Genomic DNA, 19,554 nt, shown 5'->3' on the forward strand with positions numbered 1-19,554 from the left:
GCAGCGGTATTTTTATTATTTTAAATTATAAGTATATAACAAATATTAGCTTTTATTAAGTTAGGTAAAGTTAATAAATTAATAATATTAGTGGCTTATAGGATTAATTGGGTTGGCGGCAAAGATTGCTTGCGACCTCATTTCGGCCCTGTCAACTGAGCAGCAATTCTAGGGTGGCGTTTTTGAGTCTATCTATTTTGTTGCCTTATTATGACAAAACTATTACTCAAGTCTTTTTCAACTCCTCAAGCGACAAATTTTTCTGTTCACTACCTCAACATTCCCAGCTTGTAGGCGCTAGCACAACAGCCAACTTTAAAGACCGCTATTTCAATGCGAATCTGCGCCCGCTGTTTGAAGGTGCGCCCCCAGGCTGGTTACTTGATCATCCACCCCTTAATCCGCAGGGTGCCCACACCGACCAAGGTGTGGGGTGAATGCGGTGCGGGGCGTCAGCCCCGCTGATTTTGGATGTACTGGGCAACGACTTCCAGTGGCGCTCCGCCGCACGATCCCACGAAGTACGACCGGCTCCAAAGCACTGGTTTGGTGTAGGCACCCCGCAGGTCGCTGAACTCCGCTCGCATCCGCCGTGACGTGACCGCCTTCAAGGAATTGACCAGCTTCGTGAGTTGTACCTTGGGGGGGTACTCGACCAGCAGATGCACGTGATCACTTTCACCATGGCACTCACGAAGCTCGGCCTCGAAGTCAGCGCAAACTTCGCCAGCAATCTGCTGAAAGGCCTCATGGTGAAGCTCACCAAGAATCTTCCGACGGTACTTGGTTACGAACACGATGTGAGCGTGAAGCAGGTAAGCACTGTGTCGCGCCTTATTGATTTTGTACATACTGAATGTTGAACTATGCTCAATTAGCCGATTATGATTGACTATAAGTTACCACACACTGAGTTTGCCATGAAGGTCCTGAAAGCCTACCGATTCAAGCTGAAGCCAACACCGGAAGCAGAAGCGCTGCTCTACCGTATGGCGGGGTGTGGACGGTTGGCGTACAACAAGTCCCTTGAAATAATGCTCGACATCGTCCGACAAGAACTCGCGTTCGAGGGTGACCGCAAGTCGTTGTACAAGGCCCTCAATGATCTAGCCCCTAAGGAGCGCATCGCTCTGGCTAAGCGTTTACCGAGCGCAGCGGGCCTGAACAAACAACTGACACAGTGGAAAAAAGCGCCAGAACTGATCTTTCTGAAAGAGGCTTACACGGACAACCTTCAGCAGCGTCAACGCGACCTGCGAGACAAGGCCATCAAGGATTGGTGCTCAGGGAAGCGAGGGTTCCCAGTTTTCAGGACCAAGCGCATCGCGCATCACTCGACCATGCGCTTCGTCAACTTCCCCAAGTATTGCGCCCTCGATCAACGCCGCATCAAGCTGCCCAACAAGCTGGGCTGGGTGCGTATGTACCAGTCCCGCGTCATCGACGGTGAGCCTCGCAACGCCACCGTCTCACTCGATGCGTGTGGCAACTGGCACGTCGCTATTATGTGTGCAGTCGACGTCAAGCCGACCCGTGTACCTGACCAAGGCGCAGTCGGCGTCGACATGGTGATTGCCAAGAACATGACGCTGAGCGATGGCACTACGTTCTCCGGGGTGCGTAGCTTCGCTGCCTCAAAGGACCAACTGGCGGCTTCCCAACGCAAACTGAAGCACAAGGAACGCGGCTCCGCTAACTGGAAAAACAGAAGCGCAAGATTGCGCGTATTCACCAGCGTATTGCCGATATACGGCGCGACTATCAACACAAGGCAACGACGACGATCTGCAATAACCACGCCATGGTCGCTGTCGAAGACCTCCGAGTCGCCAACATGTCGAAGTCTGCAAGGGGTACGGTTACCCAACCGGGACGTAATGTCCGGCAAAAGTCAGGACTGAACCGCTCGATCCTCGACCAAGGTTGGTACGAGATTCGGCGCCAGCTTGCGTACAAGATGGCATGGACTGGAGGCCTGTTTGTGGCGGTACCACCGCACCACACGAGCCAGACCTGCCCAGCCTGCTTTTACAAGTCGGCAGACAACCGCAAGACGCAGGCGAGTTTTCTTTGCACGCACTGTGGCTACGCCGAAAACGCTGATGTCGTAGGAGCTATCAACGTGCTTCACCGAGGCCTCGACCTGCTCGAAGCCTCGAACCAGTCAGACCTGATCAGGGCGGGACGACGCCCGTAGCGCCTGTGAAGTGAGCGGTGCAGTAGGGCCGCCAGCAGCAGGAACCAGACCACCGGGCGACCAGTGGCCACCCGAAAGGGAATCCTCTTCCTGAGTCGCGGCAGCGCGAAGGGAAGGGAGGACGTCAACTAATTATCCATAATGCCGCCTCAGGTAGGGCACTTCTGAGTTGTGCTGCTGTTATTTTAAGAGCGTGAGGCGGCATACTTTCAAGAAGTAGTGCTGTTGAAAGGCCCTTTATTGATAGCTGATAGGGCCGCATTTGTGTCCAGGATTGCTGCCCTGATGCCGGTCACTCCCATTGCTTCCAGCCGTGCGGTATGCATTTTGCAATAGGCGTTGGCATTGGCTCGGGTGTCGAATAGATAGATACCGCCTGCCTGTTTCTGGTCTGCATCTTCTGTCCAGATTTTCCAAATAAGGCCTGGCTCCTGGTTGATACTTTCGGCCAGCGCTGTCATAGCGTTGGCCATTTCGTCACCGAAGGGGCCATCAAAGGGGAAATGAACCTGTAATATGACGGACATACTGCCTCCTGTAAAAATATTGACGGTAAAGTATGGAAGTTTTCACTGTTAGTTTAATTGTGTTTTTAACCACCTGTGCAAGATCTATGCTCCGAGTTCAAGTGAAGCTTTCGCTTTAAGCTCAGTTAACCTGCAAAAAGCTTAGGCACGCCGATGAATGGATAGGCGTGCCTAGTTGCATCCAGCGTGACCGCTCTCACGTGGTCAGTACGATCCTCCCCTGTGCCTGTGCCACAGTTTCGGCACGTGTAAGCGCGTGGCGGGCGATGTCGAAGCGGCCTGCCTCTTGGGCTAGACCCGCACGCAGCCGGTGAAGCTCGGCGAGGTACCAGCGCTCGCCGCTCGCCCGGGCAATCGCGAAAGCCTGACGTAAAGAGTGCATCCCAGCGACTGGGTCGCCCATTTTCCCTGCTACCTCTGCGGCTAGCCCGTGGCAGAAGGGTAGTGTGATCCTGACGCCCATCGCATTGAAGGCCGAGAGACCCTTCGCAATCCGAGAGGCCCCAGTTGTGTCGCCGGACATTGCCTGCGCCCAGCCTGCCAGCATCTCGCCTGCGTCGCCCCAAACGGGCACCGCCTCAGTCCGGCACAGAGCGACTAATGCTTCGGCCCGGTCACGGGTTAGTTCAATATCGCTACGTAGACGTGCGCAAACCGCCCCGCACCAGAGCATCTGGGCGCGCCCGAAGGCGGCGCCCAATCGGTCGGCGCGCGCACTGCCAGCGATGAGGTGCCGCTCAGCCTCTGCCGAGGCGCCGGTTAATTCGGCGACACAGGCCGCGTACTGGTGACATACAACCTCTGGGTCTTCACCGAAGAGTACATTACCGTCTTGCTCGGCATGGCGTGGCGCGATCTCCAGAACGGCGGCGATTTCTGCGGCACAGGCCGGTAGGGCGCCGGTGAAAAACCGGGTCTGTCCGACGGCATTATGGGCTACCATCGCCATATGGGCCGGGGCCTGCCCCGCGAGTGCCTGCAGTCCAAGCGCGAGATCTTCGGCACGGGTCAGTTCAGCACGCGTCAGGTGATCATTCCAGAGCCCTGCAAGAACTGGAATCGTTGTGGCTGGATCGCCGACTTCGGCAGCTAGTTGCCCCGCGCGGCGGTAGACCTCCCGAAGCTCTTCCGCAGTAAACCCATCCGCGACGATGAGTGCCGCCCCGAGCCCGAGCAGGGCGTCGAGTTCGGTCGCGCGGTCGGCCCCAGGCTTCACCGTACCGGTCCCGCTGCCTCGAGTTAGCAGATCCCGAGCACGGCGGAACTGTTCGACGGCATCCATGGGGGCGCCGCGCGCCTGCGCACGTCGCCCCGACAGCACACGATAGTGTGCGGCGCGCGGCCAGTCAGCGCCGCGTTCAAAGTGATCGGCCAGCACGGGGGCGATCTCGCCCGCTGCGTGACCGTGGCTGATCTCCAGTCGGAGACCGACCCTTCGGTGCGTGCCTTGCCTGTTCGCTGCCGGCAGCCCATCGTAGAGCGCTTCGTGATGTAGCGCGTGCCGGAAGGCATAGCGTGTGGCCACTGTTCCGTCGGGCCGTTGGCTAAGGCCCGCGCGGGTGATAAATCGTCTGTTCCGCGCGAGATGCTCCAGCTGCCGCTCCGCCGCCTCCACCCCGTCGCGGTTGTCGGCTAGGTCGATGGCAGAAAAGGTCGGTCCCGCCACACTGGCGGTTTCAAGCAAACTGCGCTCCTCGGCCAGCAGTCGGCTGGTGCGTTCGGCCTCGATCAGGATGCGGACACTTGGGGCAATGGCTGCGACCAGCGCCTCGGGTGTGGAGGACAGCTGCCACCCGGCCTCGCCGCGCCGCACCAGGCCTTGCGCCTGCCAAACGTCTGCCGCCGCATCAACGAGCATGGCATGGCCCTCGGTTCGGCGGGCGAGGGCCTGCGCCAAATCGGGAGGAAAGGAGTTGCCCGGGAACCGTTCTGCAAGGTAGCCAGACACTGCCGACTCATCGAGACCGCCAAGGGTGATCAACCTGCAGTTTGGCTGCCGACTCAGCTGACCCAGTGTTATCGCAAGTGTCCCAGCTCGGTCTAATTCGTCATCGCGATAGCTACCCAGAACCAGTAATCGAGCCGGTGTGCGTTGTAGCCCCCAAGCCGCTAGCCAGGCTAGCGTGCTAGGGTCTGCCCAGTGCAGATCTTCTAGCACGAGAACTCCAGGGCGGCCACGGGTCAGCCGTTCCATCAGCGCCGAGAATTCCCGCAGCATTGAGTTGTGGCGAGTACGGTCCAGCGCTTCCGCCTCCAAGCGATGCCCGGGTTGTTGCTTGACCCAAGAGGGGGCGATGAGTGGCAGAAGTCGTACCAGCGTGGCCCCCTCAGGCCCGGCCATGAGTTGCGTCAACACATCCATCAACAGCCCGTAGGGTTCGCGTGCGCCAGGGTGCGCAATGGCCTGACCCCTGGCAATCCACAGCGGCGTGCGCTGGGATAAACTAGCCTCAAATGCTTCCAGAAGGCATGTCTTGCCGGCTCCTGCTTCGCCTGAAATCAACGCCATTGCCCGTCGACCACTCCTGGCGGCAGCGGCCCTTTCACTTAGGGCTTTCAGCTCCTTATCCCGTCCGATGCAGAACACTGTCGACGCCGCCACAAGATCCTTAGGCGCATCGCCGACCAGCGGGATCGGACGCGTCAGCCGGTAGCCGCGCCGGCCCACGGTTTCGATTAGCCCGGTGTCCTGGGCGTTGTTGTCCAGCATCCGGCGCAATTCGCGGATGCATTGTTTGGGTCCCGCCTCGTTACCAGGGCCGTTGCCCCATATCATGCGCCGCAAATCAGCCGTGCTGACCACTTCGCCTTGCTGCTCTATCAGTGCCACCAGAACGGACAGTGTCTTGGGGCGTAGGCGCATCTGTACTTCACCGCACAGCAGGATGCCTTCGCATAGGTTTACCTCGATATCTTCCGAAATCATGTCGTAGGGGCCTCAAGACTTACTGCCGGAAGCCATAGCGCACGAATGGTGGCAGCCGTTAGGTAAAGGGCATAAGGGAGTTAGTAGAGCGCAAATTATACCCATATTGCACCTTAATTGAACTTTACATTTGTTTGTTTGCAATCATAAATGGGCTATCTTCGCTTTCGAAGCAATCCAAGCAATCCAAGCAATCCAAGCAGCAAGTGCATAACAGACGAGGGACAGGCACATGATAGCGTACAGACTCCATCACAGAACGGCCCGCCAGTTTCGGCCTGGCCTTTCGGTCTGCGCCATGGCTTTTGCCCTCGCTGCCCCCGTTACAGCGCAGGCTCAGGATCAGGCGCAGCAGTTCTGCGTGGCCGACCCGGCGGCAGTAACGGCCCGTGCGTCCATTACGCCACCCGACAAGCCGCTGCCTGAGGCGCTGGTCCAAGCCCTCGACGCTGCCGCTCGCGGGGCATTGGACGGAGCCGCTGCGCCGGGAGTGATTGCCGGCGTTGTCACACCTGAGGGTAGGTGGAGCGGTGCTTGGGGCGTCGCGGACCCCGAAACCGATGCTGCGATGGAAGTCGGCATGCACACGCGGATCGGATCGATCACCAAGACCTTCACCGGCACCGCCCTGATGCAGTTGGCCGAGGCTGACAAGCTATCGCTCGACGATAAGATCGACCAGTATGTGTCCGGCGTTCCCAACGGCGACATCATCACTCTGCGCCATCTGGCTAGCATGACCAGCGGCCTGCTGAGCTATACACAGGCGGATCCTTTCCTTGATCTGTTCTTCGCAGACCCTAGCTTGCACTATTCTCCGCAGGACCTGCTTGATTTTGCCTTCCCCGGCTCGCCGATCTTTGCGCCGGGGGAGAAGTTCAATTACTCGAACACCAATACTGTGCTGCTGGGCCTTGTGATCGAACAGGTGACCGGGCAAGATATCGACACTGTCTTTACTTCGATGATCCTGGACCCGCTGGGCCTGACAGAGACCACCGGTCCTGACGGTGCTGCCCTCATGCCAGAACCTTATCCGCAGGGATTTACCCTGCAAGGCGATGCTGCCACGCCGGATGCGCCCTCGAACGCGACGCATTGGGATCCTTCCTGGGGATGGACAGCGGGCGGAATGATCTCGACCCTTGACGACCTGCTGGTTTATGGACGCTCCCTCGGCACAGGCAAAGGCCTTTTGAGCGCTGAGGCGCAGCAGGAGCGTCTGCGGTCCTTCCCCGAGCCGGCGGGCTACGGCATCGCCATGGGGTGCGTCGACGGTTGGGTCGGCCACACGGGTGAGCTGCCCGGTTACAACACGACGGTGTTCTACGACACAACGACGGACACAACGGTAGTCGTACAGGCCAACAGCGATATCCCTTCGGGCGATTGCGGGGATGAGGACGTGCTGCCGGACAACCCCGTTGACCTTGCGTGCAGCTCGCCCGCTAGTCGCGTGTTTGAAGCGTTATCCGTTGCCCTCGGGCATCCGTTTTCGATGACACCGACGGCTTCTGCAGAGTGAAGGCGTTGACATTGCAGTTACGCCACAGCTGTTCTTCAGCCCTCCGCTTGGGTGCCCTTGCACTACTTTGCGCCTGTTTTGCGAGGCCGGCCTTGTCGCAGGGCTTGCCGGACGTCGACCGCATCCTCTCCGAGCAGACCGTGATCCTGCAACGCTATGAACCGCCGCCTCAGGTGGGCAGTGTCGCCATTGGCGTGCAGGACGAGCGCGACAAGATTGACCTAGAACGCGCCAAAAGCATCCGTTTTCGCCTAACCTCGGTGCGCGTTGATGGGGCGCGGACCCTACCGTTGTCGACGTTGACGCCGATCTGGCAGGGCCGGATCGGTGCCGAGATCACGCTGGCTGATCTTTACCGCATGGCAGACGCCGTTGATGCGGCCTATCTTGCCGCGGGCTATTTTTCCAAGACAGTGGTGCCGGTGCAGGATTTTTCTGACGGACAGATCCGGCTGCAGGTATTCGAAGGCTATGTCGACCGCATCGAGATCAACAGTCATATTCCTGGCATCGAGACCCGGCTGGCCCCCTACCTGCAACGTATTCTCGACATGCACCCGATCCGGGTAAAGGTGGCCGAACGCGAGCTGTTGTTGATGAGTGACCTTGCCGGACTGTCGATTGAAGGCACTTTTGTGCGCCCAGAAGGCGCGACGGGCGGCGGGGTGCTGCGCCTGGAGATCGGACAAGATCGCAGCGCAGGAATGATCGGGCTCGACAATCTGGGATCCGACACCGTTGGCCCATTACAAATGGCCGGTGTGGTGACCTTTAACGATGTCCTGAGCCGGTTCGAGACCACCAATTTGACCGGTGTCATCACACCGCAACACCCTGACCGGATGACCTTGCTTCAAATGATGCAAAGCTATCCGCTCGGATCGAACGGCCTTAACGCGGGCTACAGTTTTGTTTACCTGCGCCAACACCCCGACGGGGGAGCCGGCGCGCCGGACATCGATGTGACATCCGCTATGGGCACGGCGTTTTTGTCCTATCCGTTTCTGCGGACGCTGGAGCGGTCGCTCTGGGGGCAGGCTGAACTGACGGTGCGCAACGATGATGTGGACGTTCTTGGCTCGGCCGCCGCACGTAGCCGGTTCCGCTGGGCGACGAATTCACTGCAATATAGCCAGAGCTTTGAGACATCCGAGATCAACCTCGAAGGGGCGGTGAATATCGGCACGGCCTCAGATATTGATATGGGCACGGTGCCGGGCGACTTCCGCTTTGTTACCACCGAACTGGGCTACACACAGGCTTTCAGCGAGACGACGACAATGACGCTGCAGGCTCGCGGCCAATATTCTGGCAGGCCCCTGCCGGGTGCTGTCCAGTTCGGCGTCGGCGGCGAGACTTATGGGTTGGCCTTCGACAGCGGTACCATCTCTGGCGACAACGGTGCGGCGGCCTCGGCTCAGGTGAACCAAGAGGTCGATGCCGGACTGGCATTCCTGCCCACTCTCTCAACCTCGGCCTTCATGGATTATGGCGCGGTCTGGTCCGAAGATGTACCTGGACACATGTATCTTGGCTCCTATGGAGTGGGCCTTGGTGGGACGTTCGGGGAACGGCTGAATTTCCAGGTTATCGGTGCGCTTCCTTGGACCCGTTCAAATAGAGTGGACGACAAGGGGGGCAAGCTTATTTTCAAATTGGCAATGCCGTTCTGATTCGGCAGGAGCATCGCCGCTTCCGTCACGCGATCCATCCCGAAGGAGACCCTGAGATGACCACACCGAAAGCCGCACGCCCCCTTCTGAGGTCGGCCTTGAGCGTTCTAAGCGCTGCCGCTGCGCTGCTTGCGCTCAATGCCCCGCTCCATGCGGAGACGCTGCCGACCATTGCCTTGCCTGACCCGACGGTTTCTCCTGCGCGGGCGAACCTGCTGCCGGTGCCGCAGGCGCGGATCGATAAGGCAGTCGCTTCGCTGGATGAGCGGGTGCAGGAAATGTTGGAGCGGACCGGAGTGCCGGGCCTCGCCGTTGCCGTGGTGCATGGTGAGGAGATACTGCTGATACGCGGCTGGGGGCTGCGGGCGGAGGGCGCTGAGGCACAGGTTGATGCGGATACAGTCTTTCTGCTCGCTTCGTTGTCTAAATCTGTCGGAGCCACCGTGGTGGCCACGCAGGTCACCGATGGGATTGTCAGTTGGGACGATCCGGTTCGCAACCACTTGCCGTGGTTCGACTTGGGCGATCCGTGGGTCAGCAATCATGTCACCATCGGGGATCTCTATGCGCACCGCTCGGGCCTGCCGGACCACGCTGGTGATGATCTCGAGGATGTGGGCTATGACCGCCGCGCGGTGCTGGAACGGCTGGCGCAGCTGCCCATGGGGCGGTTCAGGGCCGATTACGCCTATACGAACTTCGGCCTGACTGCTGCGGCAGAAGCGGTAGCCGCCGCGACCGGCAAGGACTGGTCCACGCTCTCGGAAGAGGCGCTTTATGGTCCACTCGGTATGGAAGTGACCAGTTCGCGCCACTCGGATTACATGGCGCGCGACAATCGCGCTGCGAGTCATGTGCCAGATGCCAACGGCTTCCGAGTGGCAGACCTGCGCCAGCCTGATGCGCAAAGTCCGGCCGGCGGGGTGAGTTCCAGCGTGCGAGACATGGCGAAATGGATGAAGCTGGTGCTCTCCAGCGGGCGTTTTGAAGGGGAGCAACTGATTGCGCCCGAAGCTCTTGTGCCCGCGCTTTCGCCGCATGTCATCAGCGGACACCCAAGTGACGCGGCCGATAGGGCTGGCACCTATGGCTACGGCTTTGGTGTTGGCGTACGTCCCACCGGGCGCATTGTGCTGAGCCATTCTGGTGCCTTCGCGTTTGGCGCGGCGACTGCCTATTCGATGCTGCCGGACCTAGGGCTTGGGATCATCGTGCTGACCAATGCCAGTCCCACAGGTCTCCCCGAAGCGCTGGCTGCCAGCTTTCTTGATCGCGCAGAGTTTGGTGTGGAACAGCGCGACTGGCTGGCGGCATACGGGCCGCGCATCGAACCGCTCTCTGCCCCAGTCGGGGAGCTAGTGGGCGTGACACCCCCGGTTGAGCCCTCCGAGGCCCGGCCTGCCGAAGCTTATGCTGGGGACTATGACAATGCCTATTTCGGGGCGGCTAAGGTGCGTGAGACCGCTGATGGTTTGGTGCTCGAGATTGGCCCTGCACCACAACGCCTTCGGTTGACCCATTGGGACGGCGATCGCTTTGTCGCCTTCCCGGTGACAGAGAACCAACCTGAGGGCTCGATTTCAGAGGTTGAGTTCACCATGGGCGCGGATAAACAAGCAGAAATGATGACCGTTGAACACCTGAACGAGGCGGGCCTTGGAGGATTCCACCGGCCATGACGCAGCCCAGCTGAGTGCTGGATCAACTGCGTGGACCGTGTTGCTATCAGACCGTTGGGTAGTTATCAGGGCTCAGCACCATCTCTAAAGGGCACATAAGCATCTGTTACAAACTTTGAGCTACCATGAGAGACTGTGCATTATCATTTGATACAAGATACGCTGGAGGTGTTTTGATCAGTAAGTGACTTTTATAGAAAAATTTTTCAATGAGTTATAAAAATAATGAATAATATTCCGTTGTTTGGCTTACAAAAATACATATGGTGGTTACCCTCAGCTTCACTGGTGTTCTTTGCTACAATTTTACTGGCAGCTGAAGTGAAGCCCGTTCCTGGCACTTTTGCTCCTTCACAAGATGAGGCTCCCATATTGATGATGGATACTCAGGAAGGACGCCGTTTTATTAGCCGTGACGACATCGAATCCTTGCCCCTTTATGCTACAAGTTTTCAGCATTTCAAAGGGTTGCATGGGAATTTTGCAGGCGTATGGCTGAATGATTTGCTCTCTGCTCAAAATATTGATGAAACGGCAACGCTTCGTTTCATCGCTCATGACGATTACAGCGTTTTTATAAATTTAGAAGATCGTCTCAAGCGAGATTATCTTCTCGTTACCCGCCTCGACGGAGCGCCTCTAACGCTGACTGACTTTGGTCCCATGTTGCTAATTGTCCCGGCTGAGGCAGAATCTGTTCAAGCTGGAACAGCCGACATGACCCATTGGATCTGGTCAATTCGAGATATCATCGTCCAATGAACTTGGGGATTGTCAAGTCAATAGGCTGGAAGGTGGGATTAGCTTTCATTCTGGTAACGGGTACTTTTGCTATTGCAATGTCGTTATATGGTTTACATGTTCGTCAGCAAATGGGTTCTAATTATACCTCGCTGGTAGCAGTAATTGTACGCTCGCAGACGCATGCCGTTATGTTTCGAAACGCTTTGGAGGATTTACGCGATAGTCCTAGAAATCCTGACGTATTTAGTCGACTGGAGAATCTTTTATGGCGAATACCACAACATATTGATGGAATCAGTTTTAGCCTACAGACAAATCAGCTTTCAGAATCAGATTATCATGCCTCTTTGGCTAGGTTACAGGATATTAGGGAGCGTCTGTATGAGATGCGCCAGCAGCTCGATGGAATTATCTTAGGCGATTCAACCGAAAAGTTTCTCCGTGATGGCCAAGTGATCGAAAACGACTTGGCTCAGATTTACAGCGCCTTTGAAGGAATGGTGCATTCAGAAGCAGCTAAGCAGCGCATTGTCATGAAACGACTGGGGCGCACCATATCGGTGCTGGCTTTCATGACCTTGATACTGATAGTAGGACTTCTAATTTCATTAATTAGACTTAAACGCGAACACCAAAAAGTTAAGCGTCTCAGTCAGTTTGATGAACTCACAAAATTAGGCAATCGTCGCTACTTGCTGAGCTTTGCAGAACGTTTTTGTAAACATAGCCAGCGCTCTGGTAGTCCTCTGGGTTTAATTCTTATAGATATTGACCATTTCAAATATGTCAATGATACATTTGGCCATCCTGCCGGTGATCAAATACTTCAGGTTCTTGCGGGAGTGCTAAAAGATGAAGCTCGCAAAATAGATGTGTTAGCTCGAATTGGAGGTGAAGAGTTCTGTATATTAATACCAGATACAGATATTGATGGCGCCATGCAGCTAGCAGAACGACTGCGCAAAAAGACGAGCAATCTAACACAAAAACAATTGGGCGTTGACACCTCAGTTACAATAAGTCTAGGAGTAGCGATAGCATGCAAAAACGAAGCTACTTTTAAGTATCTTTATGCACGTGCAGACAAAGCCTTATATCAAGCGAAAATGCATGGTCGCAACCGGATAGAATTCGGTTAGGGAAATGTGTAGAGATGGAGGGGAGGGCGTCAAAGGAGTTGCACTCAGATTTTTCGTCCAGGGCCTCAAAATTTAGCTCACCCACTCGGGCCGTTGATCGGCAAACAGCTCTTTAGAGGGAGAATGATTTATTGGGCTATCTATGCTTCCAGCAGGTATAAACACTAATCCAAAATCTTCTAAACTAGTCGGCAAGCCAGATCCACAAACACTACAGAAAGTTTTTCTATGCAAACTATTGGGATGATGATAAGTATTTATTTTATCAAATCCGCTGACCCATTTTATCTTCTCTTCTTTAAAGAAAATATTTGCTGCACGTGATGATCCTGTACCTTTCTGGCAACGCTTGCAGTTACAGAGAACAAACGAATCGTATTCCCCTTCAACTTCATAAACAACGCGTCCACATAGGCAAGACCCAGTTACTTTATCCAAAATGCCCCCTAAAAATAAATAGTATTAACATACATTATTAGCCTTAAGTATCGGCCTATAGGTATGGATCAGGTATAGATCGATACTATACACTTAAAAAATTATTCCTCTTACAAAATAGCATTTTCAAGTAGATTATCAACAGTAATAAGCCAAGAGCCATCACCCTGCCTTATTCCCTGCTTTTTTATCTTCTTACTGAAATTCACATCATGAAATAAACGCCACTTCACTGCGACGGCAGCCAGACAGAGTCAATAGCTTTAGCGCATTGGCTGCCGGGAGACTCAGCACAGCGGTAGTTGCTTTGCCTGCATTATCGGTGCGCGTGCCATCTACTGCTTGCCATCCTGGCGTAATGCTGAAAGTTGAAAGTGAGTGGCGTTGACGCCACAAGCAGCTTTAGGTTGATGGCTTGCATAAGCTTTTGCCAGTACGTCGGCTTTCACTCAGCTCTTAAAATAGCGGCCTATAAGGCTAATTTACTTGAGGATTAGCGTTGACTTATGCAGGCTGGGTCTGTAATTATAAAAAATAATTAATATTCCAATAAAAATTCGATTATGGGAGTAGGTGTGTCTGCATGCCGAAATACAGCCGTCATTTTCGGCCTACTAGCCAGCTTTTCCTGCTTTCAGAGCTATAACCAACCTGTTTATGCTGATAGCTGGGATGATTTCGCTGCACAGCTGTTATGCGGTGATGGAGAAAACTGCTCCTCCTCGCAAAACATAGCCTCTAGCAATCCTCTCATTATTGAAGGCACCGTTCTGCCTGACGATGCTGCTCGCGGTGTTGATGAAGAGCAGGCCTTTTTTATTCAACAAGGCGCTTATTTGAATCAAGCGGGTACGCTGATATCGCTTGAAGACAGCGCCGTGGTTGTGACTTTGCCAGAACGCGGCCAATTAAAAACGGCAAGCGGTACGGCGGTACTGACCGCACCTCGAACGGCCCCCGTTATTATCACTGTCCCAAGCGAAAAAAGAGAATAATGCGTCATTACTTAAAAAACGGGAGGGCTTGGCTTTGGCTGCTCTTCGCGCTCAATATTGCCTATTTAATTTATGAATTAGCGTTTAACAGCCGTTTGGTAGATGCATCGGTGGCTCGCTTAACGAGCGGTGATGTTCGTGCGCTAGAGCTAGAAGGGCGGATACTGTCGGGTATCGGGCTTAGTTTGTTACTACTACGTCTGATTACTTTAAAAAATAAGCAAACCAGTGTATTTATCAAACAGGTAGCGTTGGCGATTGCTATTGGCTTCCCTGTCATGTTTTTTGGTCAGCGCATCTTAGTAGATGTATTAATTGATCGCACTTCTGCCGAGCAACGCATGGATGCTCAGCATCTTCTTCTGATGAAACGGGGGCTTGCTACTAACTCGCTGCAGTTGGAAGGCATTGCGTTCGATGAAGAAGACCTTGATTCACCGCATACGCGCAGTTTTCTTTCTGTATTAGGACTTATGACGTTTGTCTCGCCCGCCTTTGTTGATGATCTCAAGGCGGAGGCAGAGCGCATTATTCATCAAGTCGCGACGAATGAAGCGAGTAAAGAGCTACCAGAAAGCTACCAAGCCTATGAAACGTTACAGGCGTCTATTGGTAATGCCTGGGACGGGTATAAAACGATTTCAGATAATTATTGGTTAGCTCAGCAAGAGATCTCTACTTATGCAGAGCAAGCTTGGCTAGACATGCAAGAAGACCTGTTAAGCCAATGGCAAGATAATCAAGTAGAAGGGAGTGAAGAGGCCTTTACGCGGCAGGTGCTGACCTTGCAGCGCAGTTTGACAACTTACTTTAACGCTCGGCAACGCTGTGAAGATGGCCGTTTTAGAAATGAGTGTATTGTCCGAGTTGAAGAGATCTACCGTGAAGAAGTGGTCGATAACTTAGGGCACTATGTTGCTCCCACCGACTGGTGTTATGCGCCGGAAGTCGTGACCCAGAATGTACGTCGTGGCAATCGCTTTGTTACTGAGCAGCGAACCGTTCAGCGCTGTGAAAACCTTGCTTACGACCATTTGAATGAAAAACTAGCCACCGTGTTAGGCGTGCCTGCTTCTTATGAACATTTTGTGGCGAGTGACACCGCTGCTGCCCAGGTAAGGCAGGCAATGCTAGCGCAGAATGTTGAGCTACCTAGTGCGTGGCGTGCCAATGACCGTGAGGGATTTTTTGAGGCGGTCATTGCAAAGCAGTCTCACGAGGCAGGAGAGCAGGCAGCTCAGGCGATGCAGAAACATTTAGGTGCATCGTTGCCGCTTGATCTGACTGCCGATGCCTTTATTGCCTCTCAGCCAATTCAGGATCAACTGCACGAGGCGTTACAGCCGCGCGATGAGCAGATGATCATCACATTAGACCTGACGCCAGAGCAGTTCAGAGACCAACTGCTATTACCGCATTATTTAGCGTATGCCGAAGCGGAGCGTCAGCGGTTATATGATGACGCCCAACTGCTCGCCAATGGCCAGCCTCGCGAGGAAGAGGGTAAGCAATACGTTCGTGCGCTTATTGTGCCCCCCATTGCCATGGGTTTTTCACTGTTTTTTGCGTTGGTGAATGCGATTGGCTTAGCTGCAAGCGTTCCTGTGCTGATGGGTTCCAAGCGTCGCTGGTTACCTCATGCTATTAAAGTTGGTGGGCTGGCGGTGGTGATCACTGTGCCCATGCTGAGTAGTGCGGCGGTGACGCAAACCCCCACGTATCGTTACTTTAATGAAGAATTTCAGCGCTCAATGACCACAGGGGGCGCGCTATTTGCCACGTGGGTGATTCACACTCAGCCGGTGATCTATTCAATAGGGCGCTTCGCTACCTACATTGCCCCCCCGCTGGTCAGTGGAGATTCTAATGCCATAGAGCGTCCTAGGGGTGTTGACCAGGAGACGCTTGGTGTTGCTGAGCAAGCCTCGGGAGAAACACTGGCTGAGCCAGCCGATTCACCTCCTTCTCCTCTAGAGATTCAAGAAAACGTCAATCAAGGGGCTTTGCCAGATGAGGATAGGCCGTTAAGCGTGGTGCATTTAGATGTTTCTACGCCGCTAGAAAACCAGCTGACTACGTTACTCAACAACACGCCCCACCACGCGGTACTGATTGATGTACAGCAGTTGAGTGACGGTAACTGGGCGATCCATCGCTCTCCGGTGATCACTGGCGAAGGTACTTGCCTCACTAACTTCTCAAGAGCAATGGATATTAGCCGAGTAAATAGCCTGCAGTGGCGCGCAGCCCGTCATGGCGACTGTGGTAGCGATGCGATTGCCAAACGCCCCGTTAGTATTCCTCTTGCGGCCGACTTCGCTCGTGTTATCCAGCGAAATGAAGATGGCCTCGCATTATGGGTACATTTTCAACCCACACTGTTGGGTGAAGTTAATTGTCATGCCGTGCGTCGTGAAGCCGACCACATTGCCGATGTGTTAGGGGCTAGCCGTTTTACCGCGGCTGCCAGTACACCACAGGTGCTTAGCTGTTTTGCGCGGCATGAGCGTCAGTACGGCCTTGCTTATTTCGGGCCTGAGCACGGTGAACCTCAAGCAGAAGGGGATAGCCAGCTTCGTCGTATGAACCTGGCAGAGGTTCAGCGCCTGCGTGAGCGGGCCAGGGGAGTCGGCTATCGTCCTCAAGCATTAAGCCTTTCGGGTGCAGCGTTGGAAGGCATTCAAGGGGTGCTTGCGAACGGTGACTGGCTTGTGGTTCATCACAGCCACACCAATACCGACGTATCCACCTTTTCACAAACGCACGATTTACGCTATGGCGTTTTTGGGGCGAGGCAACTGCCAGCCAACTCGGCAGGCCAAACGCTAGATGTGATAGTGACAAGGAACCACGAATGAGCATAAAAAAAGCGCTGACATGGGCGGGAGTCGTCGCAGTAGGGGTAACAACACTTTCTGCTGCGCAGGCTAACGACTTGGTGGTCGAGCCCTTCGCACAATCAGCATTAACAGAAGAGCAAAAGCAAGCCTGGCACTATTACATTGCCCAGGAAAGTGCTCAGTATGGCTGCCAATATGGCGATGATAGCCGCTTACAGGAAGATCCTCGGGGAACTTTACAGGCATTAGCCAATGGCGATGATATGGCTCCGCTCCAGGTGACCTTACGCACATTCTTGTCTGCTGGGGAGAACGTTCAAACGCTGTTAGCACGCAATATGGTGATTGCGAGCATGGAGTGTAACCCTGTCTATTACTTTGATGGGGAGCTAATTGGCCATCCGGTACTGCCGTTTGAAGAGTATCTCGATATTTTGCTTTCTAAGTTAAGGCAAACACCCGAGCTAGGCGCGCATATGGAATTTTTGCGGGGTACCAAAGCGGCAGCGATTGATGCGCGTTGGTTCTGGGCATTTTATCTATTGGATGGCGACCACTATCGGTTATTAGGCCAGAACGTTGACACTATTCGACAAGTTGCACGCCTGTTTGTCGGCAGTTTAGGCAACGTGATGGATGAAAACGCGTTTTGGCAGATATACGACAACGTGTTTAGCCAAGGTATCTACGTTGAAAATACCAACGCCTGCCAAGGCGAACAGGCTGAGCCTAATGCCAGCGTTGTGGTTGATAAAAACATTGCTTGGGAAATGGTGGAAGCCTTTTACAGAGAAGAAGGTATTTCAAGCCGGGGCAGTTGGCAGCCAGTCGTTCAGCAAGAGGGCGATGGCTACCAATTGGCTGAATCAACCGCCATCGAAGATCCCATTAATCCCTACTTTAATGTAACGCGCCGCGTCACTATCCGGCCACAGGAGTGCCAGTAAATGTATCTTAAGACCCTATTTGCCGCCGGGGCAATATCGCTGTTTTCACTGCCTACCAGTGCATTCGCCCAGGCTGCCTGCCAAGACGATGAGCGGCTCTATTCGTTTGCTGACTATATCGAAGAGCGGCAGGCAGGCACGTCTGAGCCTTTGCAGTTAACAGTAGCAACGTTTTTAAACCTGACGCCCAGGGCGAGGGAAGTCATTGGTGACAATCTACGCTTACTCGATAGTGAGTGTCGCCCCATGCAAGTCAGCCAAGGTGAGCCGCCATTTCGCATCGAAATGCCTTTCTCGACGCTGTATATGGGCTTTTACGATGCTGTGTTAAGAGGGGATGAAAGAACACAGCAAATCCTGCTCAATAGCTTTCGTGCTGAGCCTGTCGATCCTATGGAGTTCATTAGCTACTTTACGGTGATTGATAGCGGCAACGAAGAGCTAATGGAGCGCTTAGCAAGAAGCGCAGGCATTAATATACATACGGCTTCTTGTAACGATGAAACTAAATACCTGCACTTTGCCGATCTGTATGTGCGCTTTGGTGGAAACGTTTACGGCGAGCATGGCAAAGCCTGGTTTGTTTCAGGAAAGCAGCCTGAAGTTACATCTGTTGGCGATAACTTTACACAACGCTTTTCTAGCCTAACGGGACGCAACTGTCGTGTATCAAAAAACACCGTGCTATCCACTGCAGAGGCAGCAGGAGCTATTACATTTAATATAGGCAATAGTATTACGGATCACTGGCAGTATAAAAGTAGTGCTTATACAGAGCCTTATCAAAAGTGGCTTGAGCAAGGCGCACCCGACGCAGTGCCTGCCAGCCTATTTGATTAACTATAACTTAAAAAAGGGAACCGAATGAAACGTACCTATAAGCCACTGCTTGTAACAGTCCTAGGGTGCGCGCTTTTTTACGGCGGCACTGCGGCAGGCTCAACAGTTGATTGGACACCTCTGCTTGAGTCGTGGGAAGACGGCTGCGCACAGTCTGAAGAGTGGGGCCAACTACGCCGAAATTTGGTGACTTACCCAGAGGGTTCGCTCTACCCGGAGGTTAACGAAATCGTCTTGCCGGATGCTTATAAAGAGAGTCTTGGGGAAATAGAGCTCTTCGAGCGAAATTCAGATTATAGCGGCTACCGTTTAGCAGCCAAAAACGGTGAGTACTACGGTCTGCCAGTTGAAAGCTTTGTTTTTTATCTTGGTAACTCAAATGGCATTAGTGTGCTTTTGATTGAGTTTTCAGCGCCCATTGCTGACGTTCAGGAAAGGCTTTCAAACATTGAGTATACCTTGGTGAGTCATGACAGTGGTTCCTATCAGGCGCAGTTGATGACTGACGAAGAAGCGGATAAAGCCATGCTGATGTGCGATTTAAGCGTTTGAACTCGCGAAGGGGCAGTTACAACGACACTGAACTGACCAAAAGCGAGACATGCCCCGTACTTTTAGTGCGGGGGTAGGATAGCGCAGACGCCCTATAATCCTGGATATATAGACAGCCAGAGGTGCTTTGTGAAACGCCTTCAAGCCTTCAAATAAGAACTGATGCCCAACGGGGAGCAGGTGCGTAAGGCGCAGCAGGCCATGAGCCGCAAGACCACGTTCAGCAACAATTGGAAGAAGGCCAAGGCTCGCGTTCAGAAGGTTCAGGCACGCATCGCCAACGTCCGACGCAACGTCCGCGCCAAATCCGGCCTCTACCGAGCCATCCTCGACCAAGGCTGGCACGAGTTCCGTCGCCAGCTCGACTACAAGCTGGCTTGGCGCGGGACGCATCTGGTCGTTGTTCCACCGCTCAACACCAGCCGCACTTGCCCCGAGTGCGGCTTCGAAGCTAATGCCGATCAGGTCGCGGCCATCAATTTGTTAAGGGCATGGCGCACATCTATAGGGTGAAAGTCCCGAGCAGTGATGT

General features: G+C 54.2%; 17 protein-coding genes and 1 pseudogene. 14 read left to right on the forward strand and 4 right to left on the reverse strand.

Annotated elements, in window-relative coordinates; translation table 11 throughout:
- Positions 1–182: 182 nt before the first annotated feature.
- Positions 183–437, forward strand: coding sequence for a hypothetical protein (locus tag M0220_RS14075; protein ID WP_030072027.1), 255 nt, complete (start codon positions 183–185; stop codon positions 435–437).
- Between the two features lie 15 nt (positions 438–452).
- On the opposite strand, the gene tnpA is transcribed toward M0220_RS14075, so the two are convergent.
- On the reverse strand, positions 453–851 hold the full coding sequence (tnpA, locus tag M0220_RS14080) for an IS200/IS605 family transposase (RefSeq protein ID WP_030072029.1): 399 nt from the start codon (positions 849–851) through the stop codon (positions 453–455).
- Positions 852–920: 69 nt separating this feature from the next.
- Here tnpA and M0220_RS17435 point away from each other — a divergent pair.
- A pseudogene (locus M0220_RS17435) lies at positions 921–1,031 on the forward strand (helix-turn-helix domain-containing protein); the annotation flags it as partial.
- Between the two features lie 716 nt (positions 1,032–1,747).
- Positions 1,748–2,197 (forward strand): RNA-guided endonuclease InsQ/TnpB family protein, encoded by a 450-nt coding sequence (locus M0220_RS17440; protein ID WP_404813862.1) that lies wholly within the window; start codon positions 1,748–1,750, stop codon positions 2,195–2,197.
- Positions 2,198–2,406: 209 nt separating this feature from the next.
- Here M0220_RS17440 and M0220_RS14090 read toward each other — a convergent pair whose 3' ends face one another.
- Together M0220_RS14090 and M0220_RS14095 are read right to left on the reverse strand one after the other, a co-directional pair.
- The gene (locus tag M0220_RS14090; RefSeq protein ID WP_264018013.1) at positions 2,407–2,724 is read right to left on the reverse strand and encodes a monooxygenase; all 318 of its coding nucleotides are present in this window, start codon (positions 2,722–2,724) and stop codon (positions 2,407–2,409) included.
- A gap of 196 nt (positions 2,725–2,920) precedes the next feature.
- Positions 2,921–5,650: an AAA family ATPase gene (locus M0220_RS14095; RefSeq protein ID WP_264018014.1), complete on the reverse strand. Its 2,730-nt coding sequence runs from the start codon at positions 5,648–5,650 to the stop codon at positions 2,921–2,923.
- Between the two features lie 298 nt (positions 5,651–5,948).
- Here M0220_RS14095 and M0220_RS14100 point away from each other — a divergent pair, with 298 nt between their 5' ends.
- The 5 genes from M0220_RS14100 to M0220_RS14120 all read left to right on the forward strand — a co-directional run bounded on the left by M0220_RS14100 (position 5,949) and on the right by M0220_RS14120 (position 12,410).
- Positions 5,949–7,175, forward strand: a complete 1,227-nt coding sequence (locus M0220_RS14100; RefSeq protein WP_264018015.1) for a serine hydrolase domain-containing protein — start codon at positions 5,949–5,951, stop codon at positions 7,173–7,175.
- A gap of 92 nt (positions 7,176–7,267) precedes the next feature.
- The gene (locus tag M0220_RS14105) at positions 7,268–8,848 is read left to right on the forward strand and encodes a ShlB/FhaC/HecB family hemolysin secretion/activation protein (protein WP_264018016.1); all 1,581 of its coding nucleotides are present in this window, start codon (positions 7,268–7,270) and stop codon (positions 8,846–8,848) included.
- A gap of 56 nt (positions 8,849–8,904) precedes the next feature.
- Positions 8,905–10,527 carry a serine hydrolase gene (locus M0220_RS14110; RefSeq protein WP_264018017.1) on the forward strand — a complete coding sequence of 541 codons (1,623 nt, stop codon included), beginning with the start codon at positions 8,905–8,907 and terminating at the stop codon, positions 10,525–10,527.
- Positions 10,528–10,752: 225 nt separating this feature from the next.
- The gene (locus tag M0220_RS14115) at positions 10,753–11,289 is read left to right on the forward strand and encodes a molybdopterin-dependent oxidoreductase (protein WP_030072044.1); all 537 of its coding nucleotides are present in this window, start codon (positions 10,753–10,755) and stop codon (positions 11,287–11,289) included.
- On the forward strand, positions 11,286–12,410 hold the full coding sequence (locus M0220_RS14120) for a GGDEF domain-containing protein (RefSeq protein ID WP_264018018.1): 1,125 nt from the start codon (positions 11,286–11,288) through the stop codon (positions 12,408–12,410). The genes M0220_RS14115 and M0220_RS14120 overlap by 4 nt, the downstream gene beginning before the upstream one ends.
- Positions 12,411–12,482: 72 nt before the next feature.
- On the opposite strand, the gene M0220_RS14125 is transcribed toward M0220_RS14120, so the two are convergent.
- Entirely contained in the window at positions 12,483–12,848 is a 366-nt protein-coding gene (locus tag M0220_RS14125; protein ID WP_198023716.1) for a GFA family protein, read from the reverse strand.
- A gap of 575 nt (positions 12,849–13,423) precedes the next feature.
- Between M0220_RS14125 and M0220_RS14130 the strand changes: the two genes are divergently transcribed.
- From M0220_RS14130 to M0220_RS14155, 6 genes are all read left to right on the forward strand, one after another.
- A complete protein-coding gene (locus tag M0220_RS14130) occupies positions 13,424–13,843 on the forward strand; it encodes a hypothetical protein (RefSeq protein WP_264018019.1) in 420 nt (139 codons plus the stop codon).
- Positions 13,843–16,701: a hypothetical protein gene (locus tag M0220_RS14135; RefSeq protein WP_264018020.1), complete on the forward strand. Its 2,859-nt coding sequence runs from the start codon at positions 13,843–13,845 to the stop codon at positions 16,699–16,701. Before M0220_RS14130 ends, M0220_RS14135 begins: the two co-directional genes overlap by 1 nt.
- On the forward strand, positions 16,698–17,630 hold the full coding sequence (locus tag M0220_RS14140) for a hypothetical protein (protein ID WP_030072052.1): 933 nt from the start codon (positions 16,698–16,700) through the stop codon (positions 17,628–17,630). Before M0220_RS14135 ends, M0220_RS14140 begins: the two co-directional genes overlap by 4 nt.
- Positions 17,631–18,470: a hypothetical protein gene (locus M0220_RS14145; RefSeq protein ID WP_030072054.1), complete on the forward strand. Its 840-nt coding sequence runs from the start codon at positions 17,631–17,633 to the stop codon at positions 18,468–18,470. It begins immediately after the preceding gene.
- A 24-nt stretch (positions 18,471–18,494) separates the two neighbouring features.
- Entirely contained in the window at positions 18,495–19,022 is a 528-nt protein-coding gene (locus M0220_RS14150; RefSeq protein WP_030072055.1) for a hypothetical protein, read from the forward strand.
- 201 nt (positions 19,023–19,223) lie between these two features.
- The gene (locus M0220_RS14155; RefSeq protein WP_198023717.1) at positions 19,224–19,535 is read left to right on the forward strand and encodes a zinc ribbon domain-containing protein; all 312 of its coding nucleotides are present in this window, start codon (positions 19,224–19,226) and stop codon (positions 19,533–19,535) included.
- Positions 19,536–19,554: the final 19 nt, after the last annotated feature.

Source organism: Halomonas qinghailakensis, from assembly GCF_025820815.1.
Lineage (GTDB): Bacteria > Pseudomonadota > Gammaproteobacteria > Pseudomonadales > Halomonadaceae > Vreelandella > Vreelandella qaidamensis.